Annotated in this window: 19 protein-coding genes; 14 read left to right on the top strand and 5 right to left on the bottom strand. The window is 55.8% G+C overall.

What is annotated here, in order from left to right; translation table 11 throughout:
- Positions 1-136 precede the first annotated feature (136 nt).
- The 4 genes from HVE01_RS11450 to lptF form a co-directional block, all read right to left on the bottom strand.
- On the bottom strand, positions 137-343 hold the full coding sequence (locus HVE01_RS11450; protein WP_083001105.1) for a (2Fe-2S)-binding protein: 207 nt from the start codon (positions 341-343) through the stop codon (positions 137-139).
- A 158-nt stretch (positions 344-501) separates the two neighbouring features.
- The gene (locus HVE01_RS11445) at positions 502-906 is read right to left on the bottom strand and encodes an RDD family protein (protein WP_240645185.1); all 405 of its coding nucleotides are present in this window, start codon (positions 904-906) and stop codon (positions 502-504) included.
- A 118-nt stretch (positions 907-1024) separates the two neighbouring features.
- Entirely contained in the window at positions 1025-2089 is a 1065-nt protein-coding gene (gene lptG, locus HVE01_RS11440) for an LPS export ABC transporter permease LptG (RefSeq protein WP_125745524.1), read from the bottom strand.
- A 15-nt stretch (positions 2090-2104) separates the two neighbouring features.
- Positions 2105-3184, bottom strand: coding sequence for an LPS export ABC transporter permease LptF (gene lptF, locus HVE01_RS11435; RefSeq protein WP_146944196.1), 1080 nt, complete (start codon positions 3182-3184; stop codon positions 2105-2107).
- Between the two features lie 147 nt (positions 3185-3331).
- On the opposite strand from lptF, the gene HVE01_RS11430 reads away from it, so the two are divergent.
- The 7 genes from HVE01_RS11430 to HVE01_RS11400 all read left to right on the top strand — a co-directional run bounded on the left by HVE01_RS11430 (position 3332) and on the right by HVE01_RS11400 (position 13956).
- Positions 3332-4852: a leucyl aminopeptidase gene (locus HVE01_RS11430; RefSeq protein ID WP_146944194.1), complete on the top strand. Its 1521-nt coding sequence runs from the start codon at positions 3332-3334 to the stop codon at positions 4850-4852.
- A 152-nt stretch (positions 4853-5004) separates the two neighbouring features.
- Complete coding sequence (locus HVE01_RS11425) at positions 5005-6126, top strand: branched-chain amino acid aminotransferase (RefSeq protein ID WP_146944192.1); 1122 nt, start codon at positions 5005-5007, stop codon at positions 6124-6126.
- 95 nt (positions 6127-6221) lie between these two features.
- The gene (locus HVE01_RS11420; RefSeq protein ID WP_146944190.1) at positions 6222-6653 is read left to right on the top strand and encodes a DNA polymerase III subunit chi; all 432 of its coding nucleotides are present in this window, start codon (positions 6222-6224) and stop codon (positions 6651-6653) included.
- A 79-nt stretch (positions 6654-6732) separates the two neighbouring features.
- Positions 6733-7953: an MFS transporter gene (locus HVE01_RS11415; protein WP_146944188.1), complete on the top strand. Its 1221-nt coding sequence runs from the start codon at positions 6733-6735 to the stop codon at positions 7951-7953.
- A gap of 63 nt (positions 7954-8016) precedes the next feature.
- The gene (locus tag HVE01_RS11410) at positions 8017-10980 is read left to right on the top strand and encodes a valine--tRNA ligase (protein WP_146944186.1); all 2964 of its coding nucleotides are present in this window, start codon (positions 8017-8019) and stop codon (positions 10978-10980) included.
- Positions 10981-11096: 116 nt separating this feature from the next.
- Entirely contained in the window at positions 11097-12848 is a 1752-nt protein-coding gene (locus tag HVE01_RS11405; RefSeq protein WP_125745511.1) for a chloride channel protein, read from the top strand.
- On the top strand, positions 12838-13956 hold the full coding sequence (locus HVE01_RS11400) for an ABC transporter substrate-binding protein (RefSeq protein WP_244973775.1): 1119 nt from the start codon (positions 12838-12840) through the stop codon (positions 13954-13956). Before HVE01_RS11405 ends, HVE01_RS11400 begins: the two co-directional genes overlap by 11 nt.
- Before the next feature lie 33 nt (positions 13957-13989).
- Here HVE01_RS11400 and HVE01_RS11395 read toward each other — a convergent pair whose 3' ends face one another.
- Positions 13990-14340 (bottom strand): VOC family protein, encoded by a 351-nt coding sequence (locus tag HVE01_RS11395; protein ID WP_125745507.1) that lies wholly within the window; start codon positions 14338-14340, stop codon positions 13990-13992.
- A 157-nt stretch (positions 14341-14497) separates the two neighbouring features.
- Here HVE01_RS11395 and HVE01_RS11390 point away from each other — a divergent pair, with 157 nt between their 5' ends.
- From HVE01_RS11390 to HVE01_RS11360, 7 genes are all read left to right on the top strand, one after another.
- Positions 14498-15532, top strand: a complete 1035-nt coding sequence (locus HVE01_RS11390) for an aminoglycoside phosphotransferase family protein (protein WP_146944182.1) — start codon at positions 14498-14500, stop codon at positions 15530-15532.
- 24 nt (positions 15533-15556) lie between these two features.
- Positions 15557-16774, top strand: coding sequence for an ABC transporter substrate-binding protein (locus HVE01_RS11385; RefSeq protein ID WP_146944180.1), 1218 nt, complete (start codon positions 15557-15559; stop codon positions 16772-16774).
- Positions 16775-18457, top strand: coding sequence for an ABC transporter permease (locus HVE01_RS11380; protein ID WP_146944178.1), 1683 nt, complete (start codon positions 16775-16777; stop codon positions 18455-18457).
- Positions 18454-19089, top strand: coding sequence for an ATP-binding cassette domain-containing protein (locus HVE01_RS11375; protein ID WP_146944176.1), 636 nt, complete (start codon positions 18454-18456; stop codon positions 19087-19089). Before HVE01_RS11380 ends, HVE01_RS11375 begins: the two co-directional genes overlap by 4 nt.
- 19 nt (positions 19090-19108) lie before the next feature.
- Positions 19109-19783, top strand: a complete 675-nt coding sequence (locus HVE01_RS11370; RefSeq protein WP_146944174.1) for a TIGR04283 family arsenosugar biosynthesis glycosyltransferase — start codon at positions 19109-19111, stop codon at positions 19781-19783.
- Positions 19773-20405, top strand: coding sequence for a TIGR04282 family arsenosugar biosynthesis glycosyltransferase (locus tag HVE01_RS11365; RefSeq protein WP_146944172.1), 633 nt, complete (start codon positions 19773-19775; stop codon positions 20403-20405). The genes HVE01_RS11370 and HVE01_RS11365 overlap by 11 nt, the downstream gene beginning before the upstream one ends.
- Positions 20406-20481: 76 nt before the next feature.
- Positions 20482-22623, top strand: a complete 2142-nt coding sequence (locus HVE01_RS11360) for an FAD-dependent oxidoreductase (RefSeq protein ID WP_146944170.1) — start codon at positions 20482-20484, stop codon at positions 22621-22623.
- Positions 22624-22633 lie beyond the last annotated feature (10 nt).

Here is a 22633-nt window from a genome sequence, read left to right as displayed (position 1 = left end):
GTGCGATTACGCTAACTAGAGAGTATAGGCCATAAACAGGCTTACTCCCAACGATGCTGGGAGTATATAGGAAATAACTAAAAACTCAAAAAAATCATATAGTTGCTAACGATAAATCTAACAATAGTGATTCGCGTCACACAGCGTAAGCGAGACTCATATCCGCTTCGCAACGAGCCTCTTGAACCGCTTCGCGGGTTAGCGATTTAGCAAAACAAGCACACTTTCCGCACTGGGTTCCGCAACCTGTGGCTTCGCGCACTTCTCGCCAGCTGCGCGCGCCATCGCTAACGTGCTGACGAATCTGATGGTCGGTTACTCCCTTGCACACGCAAACGTACATGGCAACACCTCATAAAGATCATGAGATGAATGTAAATGATTCGCATACATCTTTTCAAGTAGAAATGGGTGCTTTTTGGTAGCCATTCGTCTTAATAAAAATGAGCCACATGATAACGACTTGTCATAGCAATATTTTTAGCAAAACAGACGGCGAAATTATTTTTTCGGTAGCACCACGGTTTGCGTATTAGAGGCAATATCTGGCCAGCTTCTACGCTGCCGATCAAACAAGACCCACCAGTAACCAATGCCAAAAGCGGCCAGGGAAAGCCAAGCTACCACACAGCGAATTAGGCTTTGCTTAAGTGAAATCGCATAACCATCGGTGGTTTGCACCCGCAGCCGCCATGCTTGCATCCCTAACGTCATGCCACCACGCCGCCACGAATAGACAAAGAACAGCGTGACAAAGAACAGCAACATCAGCCTAAGGCTCCAGATATCAAACGGCGTTGTGCCTATCTCGTCAGCCTGCTGCCCCAATATAAAGCGAAAAAACGCCAGATGAGCGACTGTCACTGCGAGCCAAATGGCTGTCACCAAAAATCCGTCGTACAGCATCGCGCCTAAACGGCGGCTTAACCCAGCAGGCCATACGCTATCTAATTGGGTAAAGCGCCGGGGGGGCGTCAGCTTGCTCGTCACTATGCTCATCCTTATTCACGTATCGCCGCCGCAACTAGCCGTTGCGGTGTAAGAAATAAATACCTACCGCTGCACAGGCAAGGGTTGGCACCAACACCGCCCACACAGGTGAAAAACCAAAAATGGTTGATGCAGGTGCCAGCAGGTCTTGTACATACTTAAAAATAAGACCGGTCACCACGCCATAAAACACCCGCGTACCTGCAGCCACTGTCCGCAATGGGCCAAACACAAAGGAAGCGGCGATTAAGACCAGTGATCCCATCGTTAGCGGCATCAGCACCTTTTGCCAGAAATAGAGCAACGGTTGATCCGCTTGGAGATTTTGGCTTTGCAAAAAGTTAGCGTACGCCCACAGCTCACTAGGCGCTTGGCTCTCGATATCACGCAGCAAACGTTCCAGCTGGGTGGGTGTTAATGCGGTATCCCAACCTGTATGTTGCTGATATTCCGACTCTGTATGGTCATCAAAAATACGCGTAGTGGTAACGTATTCCAACTGCCATGCGCCCTCTTCCCAATGCGCGCGCTTAGCATGGGTAGCCTCAATTAGCCGGCGCTCATCAAAACGATAACGTGTTAAATCCAGCACCACGTTATCCGCACGAATAGCGCCGAAGCGATACACGCTCTCCCCTTCAAACTGCCAACCACTTCGGCTGGTTAGCACCGCCCCTTCCCCCTGGCGCTGCTCTAAACGCCATGCTTCGGCAAATTGCTCCGTACGGGGAGATACAAATTCGGCGACCAGCAGTACCACCACGACCACTAACAGCACTGGTTTCATGACGCCCCAGACAATCCGCGCAAGCGATCGGCCAGCGGCACGCATCACCGTTAATTCGTTGCTGGATGCCATGCTCCCCATGCCAATCAGCGCGCCAATTAACACCGCCACCGGCGCGTACTGATAAAATCGCCAAGGCAGGCGCATGCCTAGATAAATCAACACATCTAACGCGGTGTAGTTACCTTGGGTGTCACCTAGATCACCGATATAGGCGATGGTGATGTCCAAGCCAAGCAAGACGAACTGGACGACAATGATGGCCGCCAATACATTACGGGCAATATAACGGTCAAGACGATCAGCAAGCATGAGTTAGCCTCTTCATTAGCGCATTCCTTTTCGTTGCGAATGCCATAGCAACAGGCAGCCAAGCGTCAAAAACAGCCCGTGTACCGGCCAAACCCCCAGCGTTACTTCCAGCACGCCTTTACCAACCGCATCCACCGAGGCCAACAGCAGACTTAAATAAGCGACGTAAAGAAAAACCGCAGGCAATAGCTTGGCAAACCGCCCCTGACGAGGGTTTACTCTGGAAAGTGGCTGAGCTAGCAATGCCAACACAAACACCATTAGCGGCAACCCCGCCCGCCACTGAAATTGCGCTTGGGCACGAGGACTGGGGTCGTTCCATAGCTCTGCCGTGGTCGCGTACTCTAAGGCATTCAGCTCTTGTCGATTCCGGCTCAAGCCCAGGCGCAGTGTGTAGCGCTCAAACGTTAACCGCTCGGCAGCTTGTTTGCCTGGCGTTACGCCATAGCGCTCGCCATTTTCAAGCACTAGAAAACGGCTGCCGGTTTCAATACTGGTTTCTTGATAACCAGAGCCTGCCCGGGTTACATAGCTATGGGTCTTTTCCGCCCCAGCCACGGGCTGCTCATGAACCAGCACCTCCTGCATTTCAGTGCCATCGCTGCTGAAATCGCTAATATAAGCGGTTCGCCCTCCCCCAAAATCTTGGAAACGCCCTGGCGCCAGCACTGACACATCCAATCGACTACGCTGCTCTTCAAGCGCGGCCTCAGTTTGTAACGCGCCCGCAGGTGTAAGCCACAAACTACACAGCCCTACCAGTATCGCTACGACCGAAGCAGGCAGCAGCGTTACTCGCAACAGCCGCATAGGGCTCATACCACAAGCCACCATCACGGTAATTTCACTGTTCATATAAAGCTGGCCATAGGCCAGCAATATTCCTAGGAAAAATGATAGCGGAAGAATCAGCTCCATAAATCCAGGCAGGTGAAAAACCATCAGGCTACCCAAGATAGTGACCGGAATGTCACCCTCTGCCGCATCAGAGAAATAGCGAATAAAACGGCTGCCCATGATGACCAGTAGCAAAATTCCCGCCACCGCTGACATCGTCAGTAATACTTCGCGAGTTAAGTACCGAAATAAAATCAACGCACTCTCCGGCTAGTAGCGCAGGTTGCAATGCAATGCGCCCGTGGCTTGGGTACACTAATCAAACTGTTATCAAAATCGATTATCAAAATCTAAGTAACGGGGCATTATCCCGAATCACTCGATGCTTGTCTTGTTGGAGACGTCATGGAATTTTCCGTTCAGACCGCGAACCCAGCCAAAGCCGAAACGGCTTGCCTCGTTTTACCTGTCTTTAAAGGTAGCGACTTACTGCCCGCCGTCGCTAAATTAGATGATGCGAGCGAGCGGTTAATTGGCCAGTTGCTTGACCGTGGCGACTTTGATGCCTCGCTGGGCAATGTTCAGCTTGTCCCCTTTGCACCGGGTCTGGGCGCCGAACGCTTATTGCTCGTTGGCCTCGGTGAACGAGCCCAATGCCAGGAAACAGCGTTTATCAAAGCCTTAGACGCCGCTATGGCAACGTTGATCAAGCTGCCAATTGACGAAGCTAGCGCTACGTTTACAGATATTCCTCTAGAAGATCGCGATACTGCTTGGAAAGCTCGCAAAACACTCGAAGCGGCTGAACGCGCTATTTATCGCTTTGACCAGTTCAAATCATCACCTGCAAAAGCTCCCAGCCTGACCAACCTGAACCTGATTGTCAGCGATGCCGACGAAGCCCCCATGGCCAAACAAGGGGCAGCACTGGGCACCGCCATTGGCCAGGGTATCAACCTCACCCGCACCTTGGGCAACTTGCCTGGCAATATCTGCACACCTCGTTATCTTGCCGAGCAAGCCGAGCAGTTAGGCCGTGACTCCCAAGGTGCCCTTGAGGTTGAAATCTTAGATGAAGAGGCGCTGGAAGCGCTGGGCGCTGGCTCGCTGCTGTCTGTTGGGCGCGGTAGTCAAGAGCCGACACGCCTGATCGTGATGAAATATCAGGGTGCGGAAAACCCTGAAGAAGCGCCCCATGTGCTGGTGGGCAAAGGCATTACCTTCGATACCGGTGGTATTTCGCTGAAGCCCGGCGAAGGCATGGACGAAATGAAGTTCGATATGGGCGGTGCGGCGAGCGTATTCGGTACCGTAAAAGCAGTGCTCACCATCAAGCCCAAGCTAAATGTGGTGTTTATTGTTGCCGCTGCTGAAAATATGCCTGACGGTGCGGCCACCAAACCCGGCGACATTATCAAAACCCTGAAAGGCTTGACGGTTGAAGTACTCAACACTGATGCCGAAGGCCGCTTGGTGCTATGCGATGCGCTAACCTACGCAGAGCGTTTTACCCCGGCCAGCGTGGTTGATATTGCCACCCTCACTGGCGCTGTCATTATCGGCCTTGGCCATCACGCAACGGGACTGCTTTCCAACGACGACGATCTGGCACTTGACCTGTTGGACGCTGGCGAAGCGGCTTGGGATCGTGCTTGGCATTTACCGCTATGGGATGAGTACCAGGAGCAGCTAGATTCCAACTTCGCTGACTTGGCCAATATTGGTGGCCGCCCAGCAGGCACCATTACCGCAGCATGTTTCCTGTCGCGCTTTGCCGATCACTTCCCCTGGGCGCATTTGGATATCGCTGGCACCGCCTGGCACTCTGGCAAGCAGAAAGGCGCTACCGGCCGCCCGGTTGGGCTACTAACCCAGTACTTGCTTGATCGTGAGGCCGATGCACAAGTAGAAAATAGCGACGACTAACATCACAATCAAGCGATCAACGGTTGCCATTCGTTGACGTAAACGTTACATCTAAGGGCATTAGCGTGCGTGCTGCTTTCAGGGCGCGCGCTAGACCAAATAAACACTAACACTTGCCCTTCGGGGCCAGGCTATAGCGGAGAGAATACGCCGTGCCCACAGCTTCAGACACCCAACTTGAATCACATTTTGAAATACTGCCGTCCAACCAACCGATGGCTGATGAGATTCGTGAAAGCATTTTGCAAAACCCTGGTTTTGGCAAACATTTCACTGACCATATGGCCCACATCCGCTGGACAATCGACGCCGATTGGCACGGCCACCAAGTACGCCCCTATGGCCCGCTAACCCTCGATCCTGCGGCCTCGGTGTTGCACTACGGTCAGGAAATTTTCGAAGGCGTAAAAGCGTATCGCCATGCTGATGGCTCCATCTGGACGTTCCGTCCCGAGAAAAACGCCGAGCGTTTCCGCCGTAGCGCTCGGCGTTTGGCACTTCCGGAGCTTTCCGATGAAGATTTCATCGGTTCGCTGAAAGCGCTGCTGGCTAAAGACCATGCCTGGGTTCCCACACCTTCCAGTGATACCGACGAATGCAGCCTCTATCTGCGTCCGTTTATGATTGCTTCGGAAGCTTTTTTAGGCGTACGTGCAGCTCACGAAGTGGATTACTACGTGATCGCCTCCCCTGCCGCGGCCTACTTCAAAGGTGGTCTTAAGCCAGTTTCCATTTGGCTCTCTTCCCACTACAAGCGCGCAGCCCCCGGCGGTACCGGCTTTGCCAAGTGTGGCGGTAACTACGCGGCATCGTTGGCAGCGCAACAAGAAGCCACGGCCAACGGTTGCGGCCAGGTCGCGTTTTTGGATGCTGCCGAAAACAAGTGGCTCGAAGAGCTGGGCGGCATGAACCTGTTCTTCGTCTATAAAGATGGGCGCTTGGTAACTCCTCGACTAACCGATACCATTTTGGAAGGCGTTACCCGCAACTCTGTGCTTACCCTGGCAAAAGAGGCTGGCTTAACACCGGAAGAGCGCGCCATCAGCATTGACGAATGGCGCGAAGGCGCAGCGTCTGGCGAGATTACTGAAGTATTCGCTTGCGGTACCGCAGCGGTTATTACCCCGATTGGCGAACTGGTTACTGAAAACGAGCGTATTCGCTTACAGGGCGATGGCAACAACGACATTGCCATGCGCCTACGTAAAAAACTGCTCGACATACAGTATGGCCACAGCGAAGACAAACACGGCTGGCTCACCCGGTTGGTATAAAACAGCCGGAGTAAATCGGCTGGTATGACCCAGAGCTTCGTCGCCGCACAGCGGAGGCGAAGCTTTTAAGCGTGTTAACACCGCTGGAGCCTTTAATGGCACGTATCGATTTTTATATTCTTCCTGACACTACCCTAGAAGCGCGCCTCCAGTTTGCTTGCAAGCTAGCCGAAACCATCCACCGCAAAGGCTATCGGTTGCATCTGCACTGCGAAGATAAAGCCCTGGCCGAACAGGCCGACGAGGCCCTTTGGCAATTCCGTGAAGATGCCTACCTACCCCACGCGCTGGAAGACAGCGACATGGCCGCCAGCGTGCCGATTACGCTTGGTTGGCAGCAACTCCCCGTGCCAACGCAAGAAACCGCACTACTGAACTTGCACCCAGACATTCCCGACGGCGTGGAACACTACGCCCGCATTGCCGAAATCATCAATCAGCACCAGCAAGTACTGGTCGCCAAACGCGCCTGCTGGCAGCGCTATAAAGCATTGGGCCATGAAGTGGTGCCGCATAAGCTGGGGTAACCTTCCGGCCATCTGTGATTAACGTATAGCCACCTACGACAGCGCCTCCAATAACAATCATTCAGCGGAATAGTCACAAATGCGCTTTCCCACTCGGTTTGTTATCCCCCACTCTTCAGGCGCTTTTTTAGCGCGTGCCCCGTTGGCGGTGATTGTCATTGCCCAGCTGTTTGGCACTTCACTGTGGTTCAGCGTTAACGGCGTTGGGCTGGCGCTTCAACAGGCCGTTGGCTTGAGTGATAGCGACTTGGGGCTACTCACCATTGCGGTGCAAGCAGGCTTTATCACCGGTACGTTGTTGATTGCTACCACCGGCCTTGCCGACCGCGTACGAGCCAGCCACTTGTTCGCTATCTCAGCGATAGCAGGCGCGCTGATTAATGCCGCGTTTATTGGTGTCGCCGAGAGCGTCAGTTTAGCGGTAGCAGCACGCTTTTTGGTCGGGCTGTGTCTTGCCGGTATTTATCCGCTCGGTATGAAATTGGTGGTGAGCTGGACACCCAACAACGCAGGCGCGGCGCTGGGCTGGTTGGTCGGCATGCTAACCCTGGGCATTGCTTCTCCGCATCTACTGCGCGGGTTAACGTTGCACTTGCCATGGCAGTGGCCACTGTTGCTGGCCTCTGCTCTGGCACTGCTTGCCGCACTAATGATTGTTAAACTCGGTGTGGGGCCACATCTGCCCGCCAAAGCCAGCGGCGGACGCCCCTGGGCGGGATTGGCTGCCTTCAAGCAAAAACACTTCCGCGCTGCGGCGCTGGGCTATTTTGGCCACTGCTGGGAGCTATACGCTCTGTGGGCGCTGGTGCCCTTTCTAGTTGCTAGAGAGCTGGAGCGCCTAAGCGCCGCGCCGGGCCTTCAGCCATGGCTAAGTTTTGCGGTGATTGCGTTGGGACTGCCTGGCTGCGTATGGGCTGGCCGTTGGAGCCGCCGAGTGGGCAGTGCGCGAGTGGCCTTTGTGGCGCTGGCGACCTCCGGCACACTTTGTTTGCTCTATCCACTATTAGCCAGCACCTCACCCTGGCTATTGCTAGCCCTATTAGGGATTTGGGGCATTAGCGTGATTGCCGATTCCGCGCAGTTTTCCGCATTGGCGTCAGCCGCTGCCCCACCTGAGCGTCTCGGTGCGGCGCTAGCCATGATGAATGCCATTGGTTTTGGCCTAACGATTCCTTCTATCGCCCTAGTCACTACCCTGTGGGCCAGCCAAGGTTCCTGGGTAATCTGGTGGCTGCTGCCTGGCCCAGTGCTTGGATTAATCGCCATGCGTGGTTTGCATGTTCGTGCCACACACCCCTGACGCAAAGGGGTCGTTCGCGGTATACTTGCTACCATTTTTTTGCAAGCCGTGAGCCGACTCCCCATGGAAAAGACCTACCAACCCGAACAGATCGAAACCCGCTGGTACGAACGCTGGGAAGCCGACAACCGCTTCGCCCCAACAGGCCGTGGTCAGCCGTTTTCGATCATGATTCCGCCGCCTAACGTGACCGGCAGCCTGCACATGGGCCACGCGTTCCAGGACACCATTATGGATACCCTGACACGCTGGAAGCGGATGCAGGGCAACAACACCCTATGGCAGGTAGGCACCGACCACGCCGGTATCGCCACCCAGATGCTGGTTGAGCGTAAAATTGCCGCGGAAGAAGGCAAGAGCCGCCATGACCTGGGCCGCGATGCGTTTATCGACAAGGTGTGGGAGTGGAAAGAAGAGTCTGGCGGTCACATCACTCGCCAGTTGCGCCGCATGGGCGCCAGCGTTGATTGGTCCCGCGAGCGCTTCACTATGGATGACGGCTTCTATAAAGCCGTGCAAGAAGTGTTCGTGCGCTTGCATGAAGAAAACCTGATCTATCGTGGCAAACGCCTGGTTAACTGGGACCCGAAATTCGAGACAGCGATTTCCGACCTCGAAGTAGAAAACAAAGAAATCGATGGCCATATGTGGCACTTCAAGTACCCATTGGCGGGTGGTGAAACATATGAATACATCGAAAAAGATGCTGACGGTAACATCCTCTTCAGCGAACGTCGGGACTACATCTCGATCGCCACCACCCGACCAGAAACGATGTTAGGCGACGGTGCTGTTGCGGTTAACCCCGCCGATGAACGCTATGCTTCGTTAATCGGCAAATTATGCGAAATCCCGGTAGGTCCAAAGGAGCATAGGCGCCTGATTCCTATTATCTCCGACGAATACCCCGATCCCGACTTTGGTTCGGGCGCGGTCAAAATTACCGGCGCTCATGACTTTAACGATTATGAAGTGGCAAAACGCAATGGCATCCCACTTTATAATCTAATGGATCGTAAAGCCCACATGCGCAGCGACGGCCTCTCCTACGAAGAGAGCGCCCGGTTAGCGGCACAGGCTACTCAGGGAACAGATATCGGCAACGTGGACGATGTTAACCTGGTTCCCCACGAATTACGTGGGCTGGATCGCCTTGAGGCCCGCCGCCAAGTGGTAGATGCCATCACGGCTGAAGGCTTAGCCGTGATGACAACCGATGCCGACGGTAATTCTGTCCCGCTTGTTGAAAACAAAAAACTCATGCAGCCTTTTGGCGACCGCTCTGGGGTCGTTATCGAGCCATTCCTCACCGACCAGTGGTTTGTAGCGGTAGAAGAACTGGCTAAGCCCGCCATTGAGGCAGTGGAAAACGGCGACATTCAGTTCGTGCCAAAAAACTATGAAAATATGTACTTCGCCTGGATGCGCAACCTCCAGGACTGGTGTATATCCCGACAGCTGTGGTGGGGCCATCGCATTCCTGCTTGGTATGACGCCGAAGGCAATGTGTACGTTGCCCGCAGCGAACAGGAAGCCCGTGAGAAGCACGGCTTAGCGGCAGAGGTGACACTCACCCAAGACGAAGACGTCCTCGACACTTGGTTCAGCTCGGGCCTATGGACGTTTGGCACGCTCGGCTGGCCGGAAAAAACCCCAGAGCTGGAAACCTTCCATCCTTCCAGCGTACTGGTAACCGGTTTTGACATTATCTTCTTCTGGGTCGCCCGGATGATCATGATGACCCTCAAGTTCACTGGCGAAATACCGTTTAAAACCGTCTACGTGCATGGCTTGGTACGCGACGGTCAGGGTCAGAAAATGTCCAAATCCAAGGGCAATGTACTGGATCCAATTGACCTAATTGACGGTATCAGTCTGGATGCGCTGCTGGAAAAGCGTACCGGCAATCTGATGCAGCCAAAACAGGCCAAGGCCATTGCCAAAGCGACCAAGGACGAGTTTAAAGACGGCATTGAAGCCCACGGTACCGACGCCCTGCGCTTTACGTTCCTTTCCCAGGCAACCACCGGGCGCGATATCAAGTTTGATATGAACCGTCTGGATGGCTATCGCAACTTCTGCAACAAGCTATGGAACGCTTCGCGCTATGTGCTAATGAATGCCGAAGGTGAAGATTGTGGCACAGAGGGCGGTGACGTTGAGCTTTCACTGGCCGACCGCTGGATTATTTCCCAACTGCAGAAAACTGAGGCCCAAGTTACCAAAGCGATGGACGAATACCGCTTCGACCACGCTTCTCAAGCGCTGTATGAGTTTGTCTGGAACGAGTACTGCGACTGGTACCTGGAACTTTCCAAACCGGTCTTGTGGGACGAAAATGCCAGTGAGGAAGCCAAACGTGGTACCCGCCGTACGCTGGTCCGCGTCCTGGAAACCATTCTACGCCTCGCTCACCCGATGATGCCTTACATCTCAGAAGAGATCTGGCAGCGCGTTGCGCCACTGGCAGGCACCTTCGTCGGTGATGGCGCTTCTATCATGCTCCAAGCCTGGCCGGAAGCCGACGAAAGCAAAATCGACGAGCAGGCCACGCGCGATATCGAATGGCTGAAAGGCGTGATTATCGCGGTGCGTAACATCCGCGCCGAGATGAATATTGCTCCCGGCAAACCGCTGGATGTACTGCTCACCAAAGGCAAGCCCGAAGACGCGGAACGCTTGGAAAGCAACCGCCACTTCCTCGCTAAGCTGGCCAAGTTGGAAAGCGCCACCTGGCTAGCCAACCCAGACGACGCACCGCTCTGCGCAACGCAGTTAGTGGGCGACATGGAAGTGCTGGTACCGATGGCAGATCTAATCGACAAAGACGCCGAACTCAAACGCTTGGCCAAAGAAATTGACAAGCAGGACAAGCTGATCGGCGGCATCGAGAAGAAGCTCGGCAACGAAGGCTTTATCGCCAAAGCCCCGGAAGCCGTGGTGGAAAAAGAGCGAGGCAAACTCGCTGAATTCCAAGCTGCCAAGCAGTTGCTGGAAGAGCAGCGCACGAAAATCTCTGCGCTATAAGCCATCTAGACCAGACAAAAACACCCGCTTAAAGCGGGTGTTTTTTTAGCCGTCAATCGACTGTTCGAGTTTGGCGCTTCCTTGCCCGCTGACCTGGTAGCGCCTATAACTTGACTATGGACTCATTCAGCACTGACAGCGTTTCGACTCGTCACCCCTTAGCGGTGTTGCGTTTCCTCGGTTTGGTAGTGCTGGGAAGCGGCGTTGGAGGAGTGGCGGCGTTGGCCGCCGTTGGCTTCGTTAATACAGTGGTATGGCTTAACGACCTACTGTTGATCTCCCCTCGGGGCCAGATGATGGCTGCGAACATCACCCTAGTGACACTGGCTACACTGCTAGTGCCAACCCTCGGGGGACTGCTCGTTGGTCAACTACACCGCAACCTACCCGAGAGCCGCCCTCATACTCCTGCCGACGTCATCGCTGCCGTCCAGACCCGCCGAGGCTGTCTACCCGCCAAGGCGGGTGCTCTCTCAGCATTAAGCGGCCTAGTATCGTTAGGTGCAGGCGCCTCGGTCGGCCAGTACGGCCCCCTGGTTCACCTCGGCGCGACGCTGGGCTCTCTCATCACCCGCTTACTTCGCCTGGGACGCTCAGAGGACAATATCACGATCGCTTGCGGGGTAGCTGCCGCCATCGCAGCGGCCTTCAATGCCCCACTGGCAGGCATTGTCTTCGCCCACGAAGTGGTACTACGCCACTATGCCCTGCGCGCCTTCGCTCCAGTGGCTGCCGCCGCCATCGTCGGTTATGTGCTGGCCTCTCAGTTACTGGCTCAAGGAGCGCTGTTTCATATTACTGAACCGGCCATCCCAAAGCCCTGGGAGTTCGCCCTTTTTCTAGCTTTAGGTGGCCTAGGTGCCTTGGTGGCGGGGGCCTATATACATGCCATTCTCGCGATGGGGAAGCTGGCCAAGCGACTACCGCTGCCCACCAGTCTCCGCCCCGCTCTCGCCGGGGCGCTGCTTGGTCTGACCGCCCTTTGGGTACCCGATATCCTCGGCATGGGCCAGGAAACCCTACGCTTCGCCACCTTGCCTGGGGCCTACGGCGGCGGCGAGCTGCTGTTGGTGTTGCTACTCAAGCTGGCCGCTACCGCGTTGTGCTTAGGGCTAGGCTTCGCCGGCGGCGCTTTCAGCCCAGCACTGGTGATCGGCACTCTCTTTGGAGCTCTAGCCGGTACTCTGGTGGCAGAGCTTGGCGGCGGCCAAGAGACCTTCATCTTTTATGCGGTGTGCGGCATGGTGGCAGTAACCGCACCGGTACTTGGTGCCCCTCTCACCACGCTGCTGATTGTCTTCGAACTTACCGGTAGCTATGCCTTGACCACCGCCGCTCTAGCTAGCGTCACGCTAGCCAGCCCTCTGGCCGCCCAGCTGTTCGGCCGTTCATTATTCGATATTCAATTAGCCCGCCGTGGCTTGGATCTTTCCGCGGGCCGCAGTCGCGCGGTACTCCAAGAAGAGCGGTTGACCGAGCTGATTAGCCATGACGCCGTGACCCTACTCCCCGAGACCCCACTGACCACGGCTATCTCACGCCTTAGTCTAGCGGGGCGTAGCGAAGCTTACTTAGTGGATAATCAGGGGGTTTACCACGGTTGCGTGACCCTAGCGAGCCTGGAAGCCCTTCGCGAAGGCAGCGAGTCCCCAACCCTGGCCGACTGCCCTAAAGCTCCTCGCCCAGTGCTAGATCCTCAATCCTCCCTTTGGGAGGCAATGCATCAGCTTCAGAAAATCACCGGCGAGGCCATCGCAGTGGTGGATGAACAGCGGCGCTTCTTGGGAGTGGCCTATGAGTCGAGTATTGCTCAGGCTTTCTTACACCATAGCGACGCCTTACGTCGGGAGGAGCACGGTGCTGGCTAAACGATGGACCCTCGGACTTCTGGCTGGGCTACTCACCCTGGCCCCCTCCATCAGTGCGCAAGAACCCGACGCTTCCGCCTCGCTAACGGTACTGAGCTGGGGCGGTGCCTATGAGCACGCCCAGCGCCGCGCGCTCTTCACGCCCTTCACCGAGGCTCATGGTGTACCGGTGGCAGTAGCCCGCTATAACGGCGGCCTGACAGCACTGCGTCAAGCCGTGGCAGAGAACAACGTCCCCTGGGATGTGCTTGATATGACCCGTAGCGATGCCATGGCAGCCTGTGAGGAGGGCTTGCTGGAACCGCTTCCCCCTAAGCTGGCTGCCCCAGCGCCAGATGGTACTCCCGCAGCCCAAGACTTCCTGCCCGGTGCCCTGGACCGCTGCTTTATCAGCCACTCAATCTTCGCCACCGTCGTGGCCTATCGCCGCGACGCCTTCCCGGGACGTCGCCCCACTCGCATTGCAGATCTCTTTGACCAACAGCGCTTCCCTGGGCCCCGAGCCCTTCAGCTCACCCCAGCGGCGAACTTAGAGTGGGCACTGCTCTCCTACCGAGTTCCCCAGGAAGCGCTTTATCGCTTGCTTAGTACCCGCCGCGGTCTGGACCTAGCCTTCGCCCGGCTGCAAAGCATCGACAATATCCACTGGTGGGAAGCCGGTGAAACTCCAGTGCGCCTATTGGAAGAGGGTCAGGTGGTCATGGCCTCCGGCTACAATGGGCGCTTCTTCGCTGCCATGGTGGAGCGCGACCTGCCCATAGAGATCCTCTGGGATGGCCAGTTTCAGGAACACGAAACCTGGGCGATCCCCCGCGGCGCTCCAAACGCTGAGGCGGCGCGAGACTTTATCCGCTTTGCCACCACCAGCGAACGTCAGGCGGAACTGGCTCGCTATATCCCCTATGGCCCAGCGCGTCGCTCTGCTGCCATGCAGGTCACCACCCACCGCGACAGCGGCCTGGACATGCGCTTGCATATTCCCACCCACCCCATCAACGCCCAAGGTGCAGTGGCCAAAGACGAGACATGGTATGCACGTACCCAGGAGCGCATCGAAGCGCTGTTTCGTGAGGCGCTATTTCATAAAACCCTGTCGACACAGCAATGAGCGTCGTGGCAATAAATGGGCGCCCCAGTGTGGTTATTCATGTTGTAAAACATTGATAAGCTTTCCAAATGGGTCACGCACATAAAATCGGCGGACACCCCAAGGCTCGCTTACCGGCCCGTACTCAATCTCAATCTTTGCCGACTTCACTCTCGCCAAGGCAGTCTCTAAGCTATCAACCTCTATCGATAGATCTGGCACTGGCGTAGCTGAGCCACCTTCCGATGCCACACTTAACTGAGCGGTCATTTTCTCGCCCGAGCTATAGGTTCTTATCCAGCCATGATCCATCACAAGCGTGAGACCAAAGATAGTCGCATAGAACTTCTCAGCGTCTTCAAGATGCGTGGCGGCAATGTTAGAGACAATACGCTTTACAATCACCTTACCTCCTACCCACCAGCTCCATGGGATGAGGAATGCTCACCCTATCTCCTTTTTCTCCTTATCTTTCATCTCTTTTTGTACGTAACCATGTAAGGTTAGTACAAGAACAGCCACTAACAGGCATTGCTAAACATACACCAACACGGATGACGCTATGCCAACACCTTTAGCGGCGCGTTTGCAGGCACTGGAAAACACGCTGCAACAGGCGAAGATTGCCTATCAATCGCTTGCGCCGATGGCAGACACTGGGCTTGCCCACGATCATGTGTGGGTGCATCGCGATGGCGGAGATTGGGTCGCACGGCTGCCCAAGCAGAGCCAAATGAATTTGGCTCCTGCCGATAATTTGGCCTATGAAGCCGCCTGCTACGAGCGCGCCAGCCAGGGTGGCCAAGTGCCCCGCCTGCATGGCATCTTGCCCGTGAGCAAAGCCCTGCCACGTGGCGGGCTGCTGGTCGATGCCATTGAGGGTCGTCTGGCGCAGCTACCGCAGGATTTACCACGTATCGCAGAGACCCTGGCAAGCCTACACCGCTTACCGCTACCTGAGCATCCCGAACCACTTCTAGCGCCTATCGACTCCTGGCAGGCCATGTGTGAGGAAGTTAGCCGCCAAGCCGAGTGGCTGGAAAAAGCCGCCTTAGAGCCTAATGTTATTGCCCGTGTGCGTGATGAACTGGCGGCTCTGCCCACCGCACTGCCCGATGCCGAGCGCTGTTTGATTAGCTTTGATACCCACCCCGGCAACTTTTTGATCACTGAAGAGGGGCGCGCTGTGCTGGTGGATTTAGAGAAGTGCCGCTACGGTCTACCGGGGATCGATCTAGCCCATACCTCGCTTTACACCTCGACCACTTGGGACGTTAACAGCCAGGCAGTGCTCACTGTGGAAGAGGTTGTGGCCTTTTATCAGCACTGGCAGGCGTGTATGGATAAATCACCCAGCGCGGAAACGCTGGCTGCCTGCCGGCGTGCCACTTGGCTGTGGTCATTAACATGGTGTGCCAAGTGGCGCGCCCAGCATTTGCAACGTAAAGATACCGAGCACCGCGGCCAGGACTGGTCAGCAGAACTCACCGATGCTGCGGTGATTGAGCATGTCCGCGAGCGGGTCGAACACTATTTATCACTACCGATTATTGAGCATGTCCATAACGAGCTTCTTTACCTAAAAGCATCTCTATAACCAGCTGATTTTACAAGGTCTACCATGAAGCCACGCACCACTCTAACCACCGCGGTCGCCACTGCCATGCTGTCACTGGCGCTGCCCGCCATGGCTGCCCCAGATCCCACTGATTGGGATGCCGTACTGCAAGCTGCCGAAGGTCAAACCGTTTACTGGAACGCCTGGGGCGGTGACAGTCGCACCAACCGCTATATCGCTTGGGTGTCCGAACAAATGCAGTCCACCTATGGCGTCGATGTAGAGCATGTAAAGTTAGATGACACAGGTAGCGCCGTTGCTCGTGTACTGGGTGAAAAGCAGGCTGGTAACATGGATGATGGCCGCATCGACCTGATCTGGATTAACGGCGAAAACTTCGCTGCCATGCGCGAACAGGACCTCTTATTTGGCCCCTTTGCCGAATCTCTGCCTAACTTCGCCTTGACTCACCCAGACGAAAACCCAGAAGTGGTGACCGACTTCACGCTGCCGACTGAAGGCTATGAGTCTCCTTGGGGAAAAGCGCAAATCACCTTCTACTACGACAGCGTTCAAACCGAAACACCGCCACAAAGTATTGCGGATTTGCTGGAGTGGGCCAAAGAAAACCCCGGTCAATTCAGCTATCCACGTATTCCCGATTTCACCGGTAGCACCTTCTTAAAACAAGCGTTAATTGAACTATCTAATCAAGATGACGCCCTTTATGCGCCAGTGGTTGAAGCGGAGTTTGCGGAGATCACCGCGCCATTGTGGGATTATCTGGATGAGTTACACCCACACCTGTGGCGCAGCGGCCGCAGTTTCCCGGAATCGGGCCCTAACCTGCGCGCATTAATGAGCGATGGTGAGCTCAGCTTAGCCTTCTCCTTCTACCCGACAGATGCCGCCGTCGCGGTGATGGAGTATGAACTCCCAGAGAGTGTGCGCAGCTATGTGCTGGAAGATGGCACCCTAGGAAACGTTCACTTTGTCGCGATTCCGTTTAACTCTCCCCATAAAGCAGGCGCGATGGCGCTAGCCAACTTCCTGCTCTCACCTGAAGCCCAAGCCCAAAAGCAGTCGCTTAGTATGTGGGGCGATCGTACCGTATTGGCAATCAGTCGGTTAGATGAAAACGCCAAGGCGCTCTTCGAACAAGGTGAAAGCCACCCATCTGCGCTGCCTGCCGATGCCCTTTCCAATACCCTAGCCGAACCTCATCCCAGCTGGATGACGGCGCTACAGGATGCGTGGCTTCAGCGTTATGGCGTTAATTAATTGATCCTGCGGCTAGCCTCTATCCTGCTTATTGCGCTTTTGGTTATTCCAGTAAGTGCGGGGCTTAGCATGGTGTTGCTGCCTGCCTTTGGTTATTTACCGGTGCTCGGGGGAAACACGTTTCACCTGGAAGCTTGGCAAACCTTATGGGCGCACGCTGGCCTCCAGCGTTCCGTACTGCTGAGCTACTTTAGCGGTCTGATCACCGCCTTGGTGGCCCTGCTCATCGTGGTGCTGTTTCTGGCGGCTAGCCAAGGCACTTTGCTTGACCGTGCCATTCGGCGCATGGTCACACCGCTACTGGCCATTCCCCATGCAGCCGTGGCCTTTGGCCTAGCTTTTCTGATTGCGCCCTCTGGGTTGCTGGTGCGCTGGGCCTCCCCAGGGCTTACTGGGTGGGAGCGCCCACCTGACCTGCTGATCGTCAACGACCCGTTAGGGCTGGCGCTAATGGCGGGGTTGATACTCAAAGAAGTGCCCTTTTTGCTATTGATGAGTTTAGCTGCGCTACCTCAGCTGCGTCCTGAACAACGTGTCACTGTTGCGCGCTCGCTGGGCTACGCGCCCGGCATTGCCTGGCTGAAGTGCGTTTTCCCAGCACTTTACCCACTGATTCGCTTGCCGGTTTATGCCGTGATTGCCTACGCCACTTCGGTGGTGGATATGGCGTTGATTCTTGGCCCCACCCTGCCACCCACGTTGAGCGTTTCGGTGCTCACTTGGTTTAATGACCCCGATTTAAACCGTCGCTTTATGGCGTCTGCCGGTGCCGTACTGCAGTTCGGCGTTACCCTAGCGGCACTACTGACTTGGTGGCTTGGTGAACAAGGGGTCAAACGTCTCTGCCAACGCTGGTTAGCCAACGGTTCGCGGACATCTTGGGCAACGGCGATTGCATTTGGCGGCCGTGCGTTGCTGCTAGCTATCACACTGCTTGCGATCAGTGCGCTGGCCGGTTTGGCACTGTTTTCGGTGGCGGGCTTTTGGCGCTTTCCGGATGCGCTGCCGGGTACGTTCACGCTGGATCATTGGCTGCGTATTCTACCCAGCGTGGCGAAACCGTTGATCAATACCTTGAGTGTGGGGCTGGCCGCGACGCTTATCGCCGCGGTACTGGTCGTGGCCACACTGGAGCATGCTGCGCGTTATCAGCTGCCCGCATGGCGTGTTCAATGGCTACTTTATTTACCGCTCATTGTGCCGCAAGTGGCCTTTTTGTTCGGCTTAGTAGTGGCAGCTGAAAGCGTTGCCATACGGCCTCAGCAGGCGTTAGTGGTAGCTGGCCATCTGCTGTTTGTGGTGCCGTATCTCTATTTATCGTTGTCAGAAGCCTACCGGCGGCTGGACCCACGCTGGGCACAAGTGGCACTGTCACTAGGAGTACCGCCCTGGCGTGCTTTTTGGCAAGTACGTCTGCCACTGTTATTGGCTCCATTACTCACTGCTTGCGCAGTCAGCCTAGCCGTCAGTATCGGCCAGTATTTGCCGACACTGCTGCTGGGGGGTGGTCGCATCTCCACCATCACTACCGAAGCCGTTGCCATGGCATCTGGTGGCAATCGCAGGCTAGTGGCGGTATTGGCACTACTGCAGACGCTGCTCCCCTTTATTGGCTTTAGTCTGGCACTTATGATCCCCCGCCTTGTGTGGGCAAAACGCCGCCAAATGCGAGGAGTTGCATGACCCCAAACCTTCAAGCGTTGCGCATCAAACAGGTGACTATCACGCTGGCAGGCGAGGCACTGCTGGCAATGCACTGTGACATAGCGCCAGGCGAAGTAGTAACTGTCATGGGCCCTTCAGGCTCTGGAAAGTCTACGTTACTGGCCTATCTGGCAGGCTTTTTGTCGCCGGCCTTTCAGGCTCAAGGTGCACTCTATCTGGGCGATAAACGCTTAGACACCCTGCCCGCCGAACAGCGTGGCATTGGTCTGCTGTTTCAGGACCCGATGTTGTTTCCCCATTTAAGCGTGGCGGGGAATTTGCGCTTTGGCCTGCCACACCATGCTAACAACAAACGCCAACAGGTCGCCCAAGCGCTGGAACAGGTGGGGTTGGCAGGTTTTGAAAATCGCGACCCGGCAACCCTTTCCGGCGGCCAGCAAGCTCGGGTGGCGCTGATGCGCTTGCTGCTTTCACAGCCTCGCGCGGTGCTGCTGGATGAGCCGTTCTCCAAGCTGGACACCGCACTGCGCCAGGAAATGCGTGCGCTAGTGTTCGCCCAGCTTCGCGAAGCTGGCTTACCCACCCTGCTGGTTACTCATGATGAAGCGGATGCCAATGCCGCCGGAGGGCCAATCATTGCCCTTGGTTAACCCTGGCGTGGAATCGCCTATGCTTAGCATTGTGATACCAGTGCTGAATGAGTCTGCAGGGATTACAGAGGCGCTAGCTGCGCTTCAGCCACTGCGAGAGACCGGCACAGAAATCATTGTGGTCGATGGAGGCAGTACCGATGACAGCGTGGCGTTAGCCTCTCCGCTAGCGGATACGCTACTGACGAGTGCCCCTGGTCGGGCACAGCAGATGAACCTGGGCGCAGAACACGCGCGCTCAGCAGCGCTGCTATTTTTACATGCTGACACTCGGCTTCCCGAAGAGGCAAACAAGCTGATCTGCCAAGCGCTGAACACGAATTGCTGGGGGCGGTTTGATATTCACCTTGAGGGAAAAAGCCGCTGGTTGCCGCTCGTTAGCTTGCTGATGAATCTACGCTCACGGCTGAGCGGCGTCGCCACTGGCGACCAAGGCATGTTCCTTCGCCGCGCTACTTTTGAAGCGGTCGGCGGCTTTCCTGCACAACCGCTAATGGAAGATATCGAGTTAAGTAAGCGGCTGAAGGCAGTTTCTCGCCCCACCTGCCTACGTAGCAAAGTGATAAGCTCAGGCAGGCGCTGGGATCAGTTCGGTGCCTGGAAAACGATTTGCCTGATGTGGCGGCTACGTTACCGCTACTGGCGCGGCGTCAGCGCCACTCAACTGGCCAAGGAGTATCGCAATGCCCGTTAAGTCACCTGTGCAACCCCATTTACATCTGCTGGCCAAAGCGCCACTGGCTGGGCAGGCGAAAACGCGCTTAATTCCTTGCCTGGGACCAGAAGGTGCCGCGCAAGCTCATGCCACCATGGTTCGCCACTGCGTCGCCACTGCCTGCCAAGCACTGGGATCGCAACACGTCACGCTATGGACCTCCTTGGAGCATCAGCACCCGTTGTTTGTAGAGCTGCAGTCTCACTACGGCATATCGCTCGCCACCCAACGGCAGGGCGATGTAGGAATGCGCGTCCGGCACGCACTGAATAGCACGCAAGGTCCGTCGATGGTGATGGGGACTGATTGCCCTAGCATCACCGTTGCCATGCTTAAGCAGTGCAGTGCAGCACTTCAAAACGTGCCAGTGGTGATTTTACCTGCCGAAGACGGCGGCTATGGGTTGATCGGCACTCATGACGATCACCCTAGCCTATTTGAGGACATTCCTTGGGGTACCGAGCAAGTGCTTCAGGTCACTCGTCAGCGGCTTGCTGCACTGACGTTAGAGGCCATATTTCCCGATACCATGTGGGATATTGACCGCCCAGAAGACTGGCAGCGCTGGCAACAAACGCTGGAGCGCGCAAACAGTCTGTAAGGATTACGCTCATTGCGTCACTGTTACTAAACGAATGTTCTGCTGCTAACACTACCTCGCCCCAACGGAGCCTGCCATGAACCGTCAGCGCCTGATGATTATCACCCTGCTGCTACTGGCCGTGCTTGGCTTTTATGTGAGCGGTGCCCATACGTTTTTCACCCTGGAAACCCTGCAAACCTATCGCAGTGACTTCCAAGCTGCCTTCCAGCAATCCCCTTGGCAAGTTGCGGGCATTTTCTTTGCGCTGTATGTGGTCATGACGACACTATCGCTACCCGGCGCGACACTCCTCACACTGCTGGGTGGCGCGCTGTTTGGCCTCGGCTGGGGGCTGTTAATTATCTCCTTTGCCAGCACCATCGGCGCAACGCTGGCCTTTTTACTCTCGCGGTTCCTGTTTCGACAGCCGATTGAAAAGCGTTTTCCTCGCCAGTTCAATACGCTCAATCGTGGCGTTGATAAAGACGGCGCTTTTTATCTTTTCACCCTTCGCTTAGTACCGATATTCCCTTTCTTTATGATCAATTTGGTGATGGGCCTAACGCGGCTTAAAACAGTCACCTTTTATTGGGTAAGTCAGCTGGGCATGCTGCCCGGCACGGTGGTTTACGTGAATGCAGGCGGCCAGCTGGGTGAACTTGAAAGCCTGGGCGGAATTATTTCCCCAGGGCTTTTGGCCTCGTTTGCGCTACTGGCAGTATTCCCTTGGATAGCCCGCCGTCTTGCGCTACTGGTGCAAAAGCGCAATGCCTATCGTGGTTTTAAGCGCCCATCCCGCTTTGATTACGACATTGTGGTCATCGGCGGCGGCTCAGCAGGTCTGGTCACTAGCTACATCGGTAGCGCTGTCAAAGCTAAAGTAGCGTTGGTAGAAAAGCACAAAATGGGCGGCGACTGCCTGAATACCGGTTGCGTCCCTTCAAAGGCGCTAATTCGTGCCGCCCGTGCTGCTCACGACATGCGTACAGCACACCGCTTTGGCGTTAACGCTGGCGAGCCGGATATTGATTTTGCCAAGGTGATGGGGCACGTACACCAAGCTATTACGGACATTGAACCCCACGATAGTGTCGAGCGTTACACCAAACTGGGCGTTGAGGTGTATCAGGAACATGCCACCCTGACATCTCCTTGGGAAGTTAAGATCGGTGATAAAACCCTGACCGCCCGCCATATTGTGCTGGCCACTGGCGCACGTCCCCGTGTGCCTTCGCTTCCCGGCATCGAGCATGCCCCACTGCTCACCTCAGAAAACCTGTGGTCACTCACGGAACTGCCTAAACGCCTAGTCATACTCGGCGGCGGGGCAATTGGCTGCGAGCTCAGCCAAAGCTTTGCCCGCCTAGGCAGTCAGGTCACCTTGGTGGAAGGTATTCCGCAGCTGCTAGGCCGAGAAGACCAAGACGTAGGCGAACACGTGGAGCGCACGCTCATCCAGGAAGGCGTTAATGTAATGACCAGCGCCAACGCCTTGGAAGTCCGCCAAGATGGCTCAGCACATCAACTCGCGGTTGAGCACAATGGTCAGCGCATCACTATCGAATTTGATTATTTGCTCGTCAGCGTTGGCCGCCAAGCCAATGTTGAAGGGTTGGGGCTGGAAGCGCTGGGAATCACCACCACCAACACTGGCACGCTGGAACTCAACGAGCGTCTGCAAACTCGGCTGCCCAACATTTGGGCCTGCGGCGACCTAGCAGGCCCCTACCAACTCACGCATGCCGCTGCCCATCAGGCGTGGCACGCAGCCGTCAATGCATTGTTTGGTGAGTTAAAAAGCTTCGCTGTAGACTATCGCTTTATGCCTGCGGTCACCTATATTCAGCCCGAAGTAGCGCGAGTCGGGCTCAACGAAAAAGAGGCCATCGCTAAGGGCGTGGCGTTTGAAGTTACCCGCTATGCCATGAGTGAAAGCGACCGCGCTATTGCCGAAGGCGCTACCGACGGGTTTATCAAAGTGCTTACTGTGCCCGGTAAAGACAAAATCCTTGGCGCGACCATCGTGGCTGAAAACGCCGGAGAATGGTTAGGAGAGTTCACCATCGCCATGAAGTATGGCCTGGGGCTTAACAAGCTATTGGGCACCATTCATCCCTACCCCACGCTTGGCGAAGCTGCCAAGGCCACCGCTGGCGTGTGGAAAAACGCCCACAAGCCCGAGCGTATTCTCACCCTATTGGAGCGTTATTTCCGCTGGCGGCGTGGTGCGGAATAATGATGTCCCC

This window comes from Vreelandella venusta, from assembly GCF_007989605.1.
GTDB classification, from domain to species: Bacteria; Pseudomonadota; Gammaproteobacteria; order Pseudomonadales; family Halomonadaceae; genus Vreelandella; species Vreelandella venusta.
This window is presented reverse-complemented; position numbering and strand designations above follow the sequence as displayed.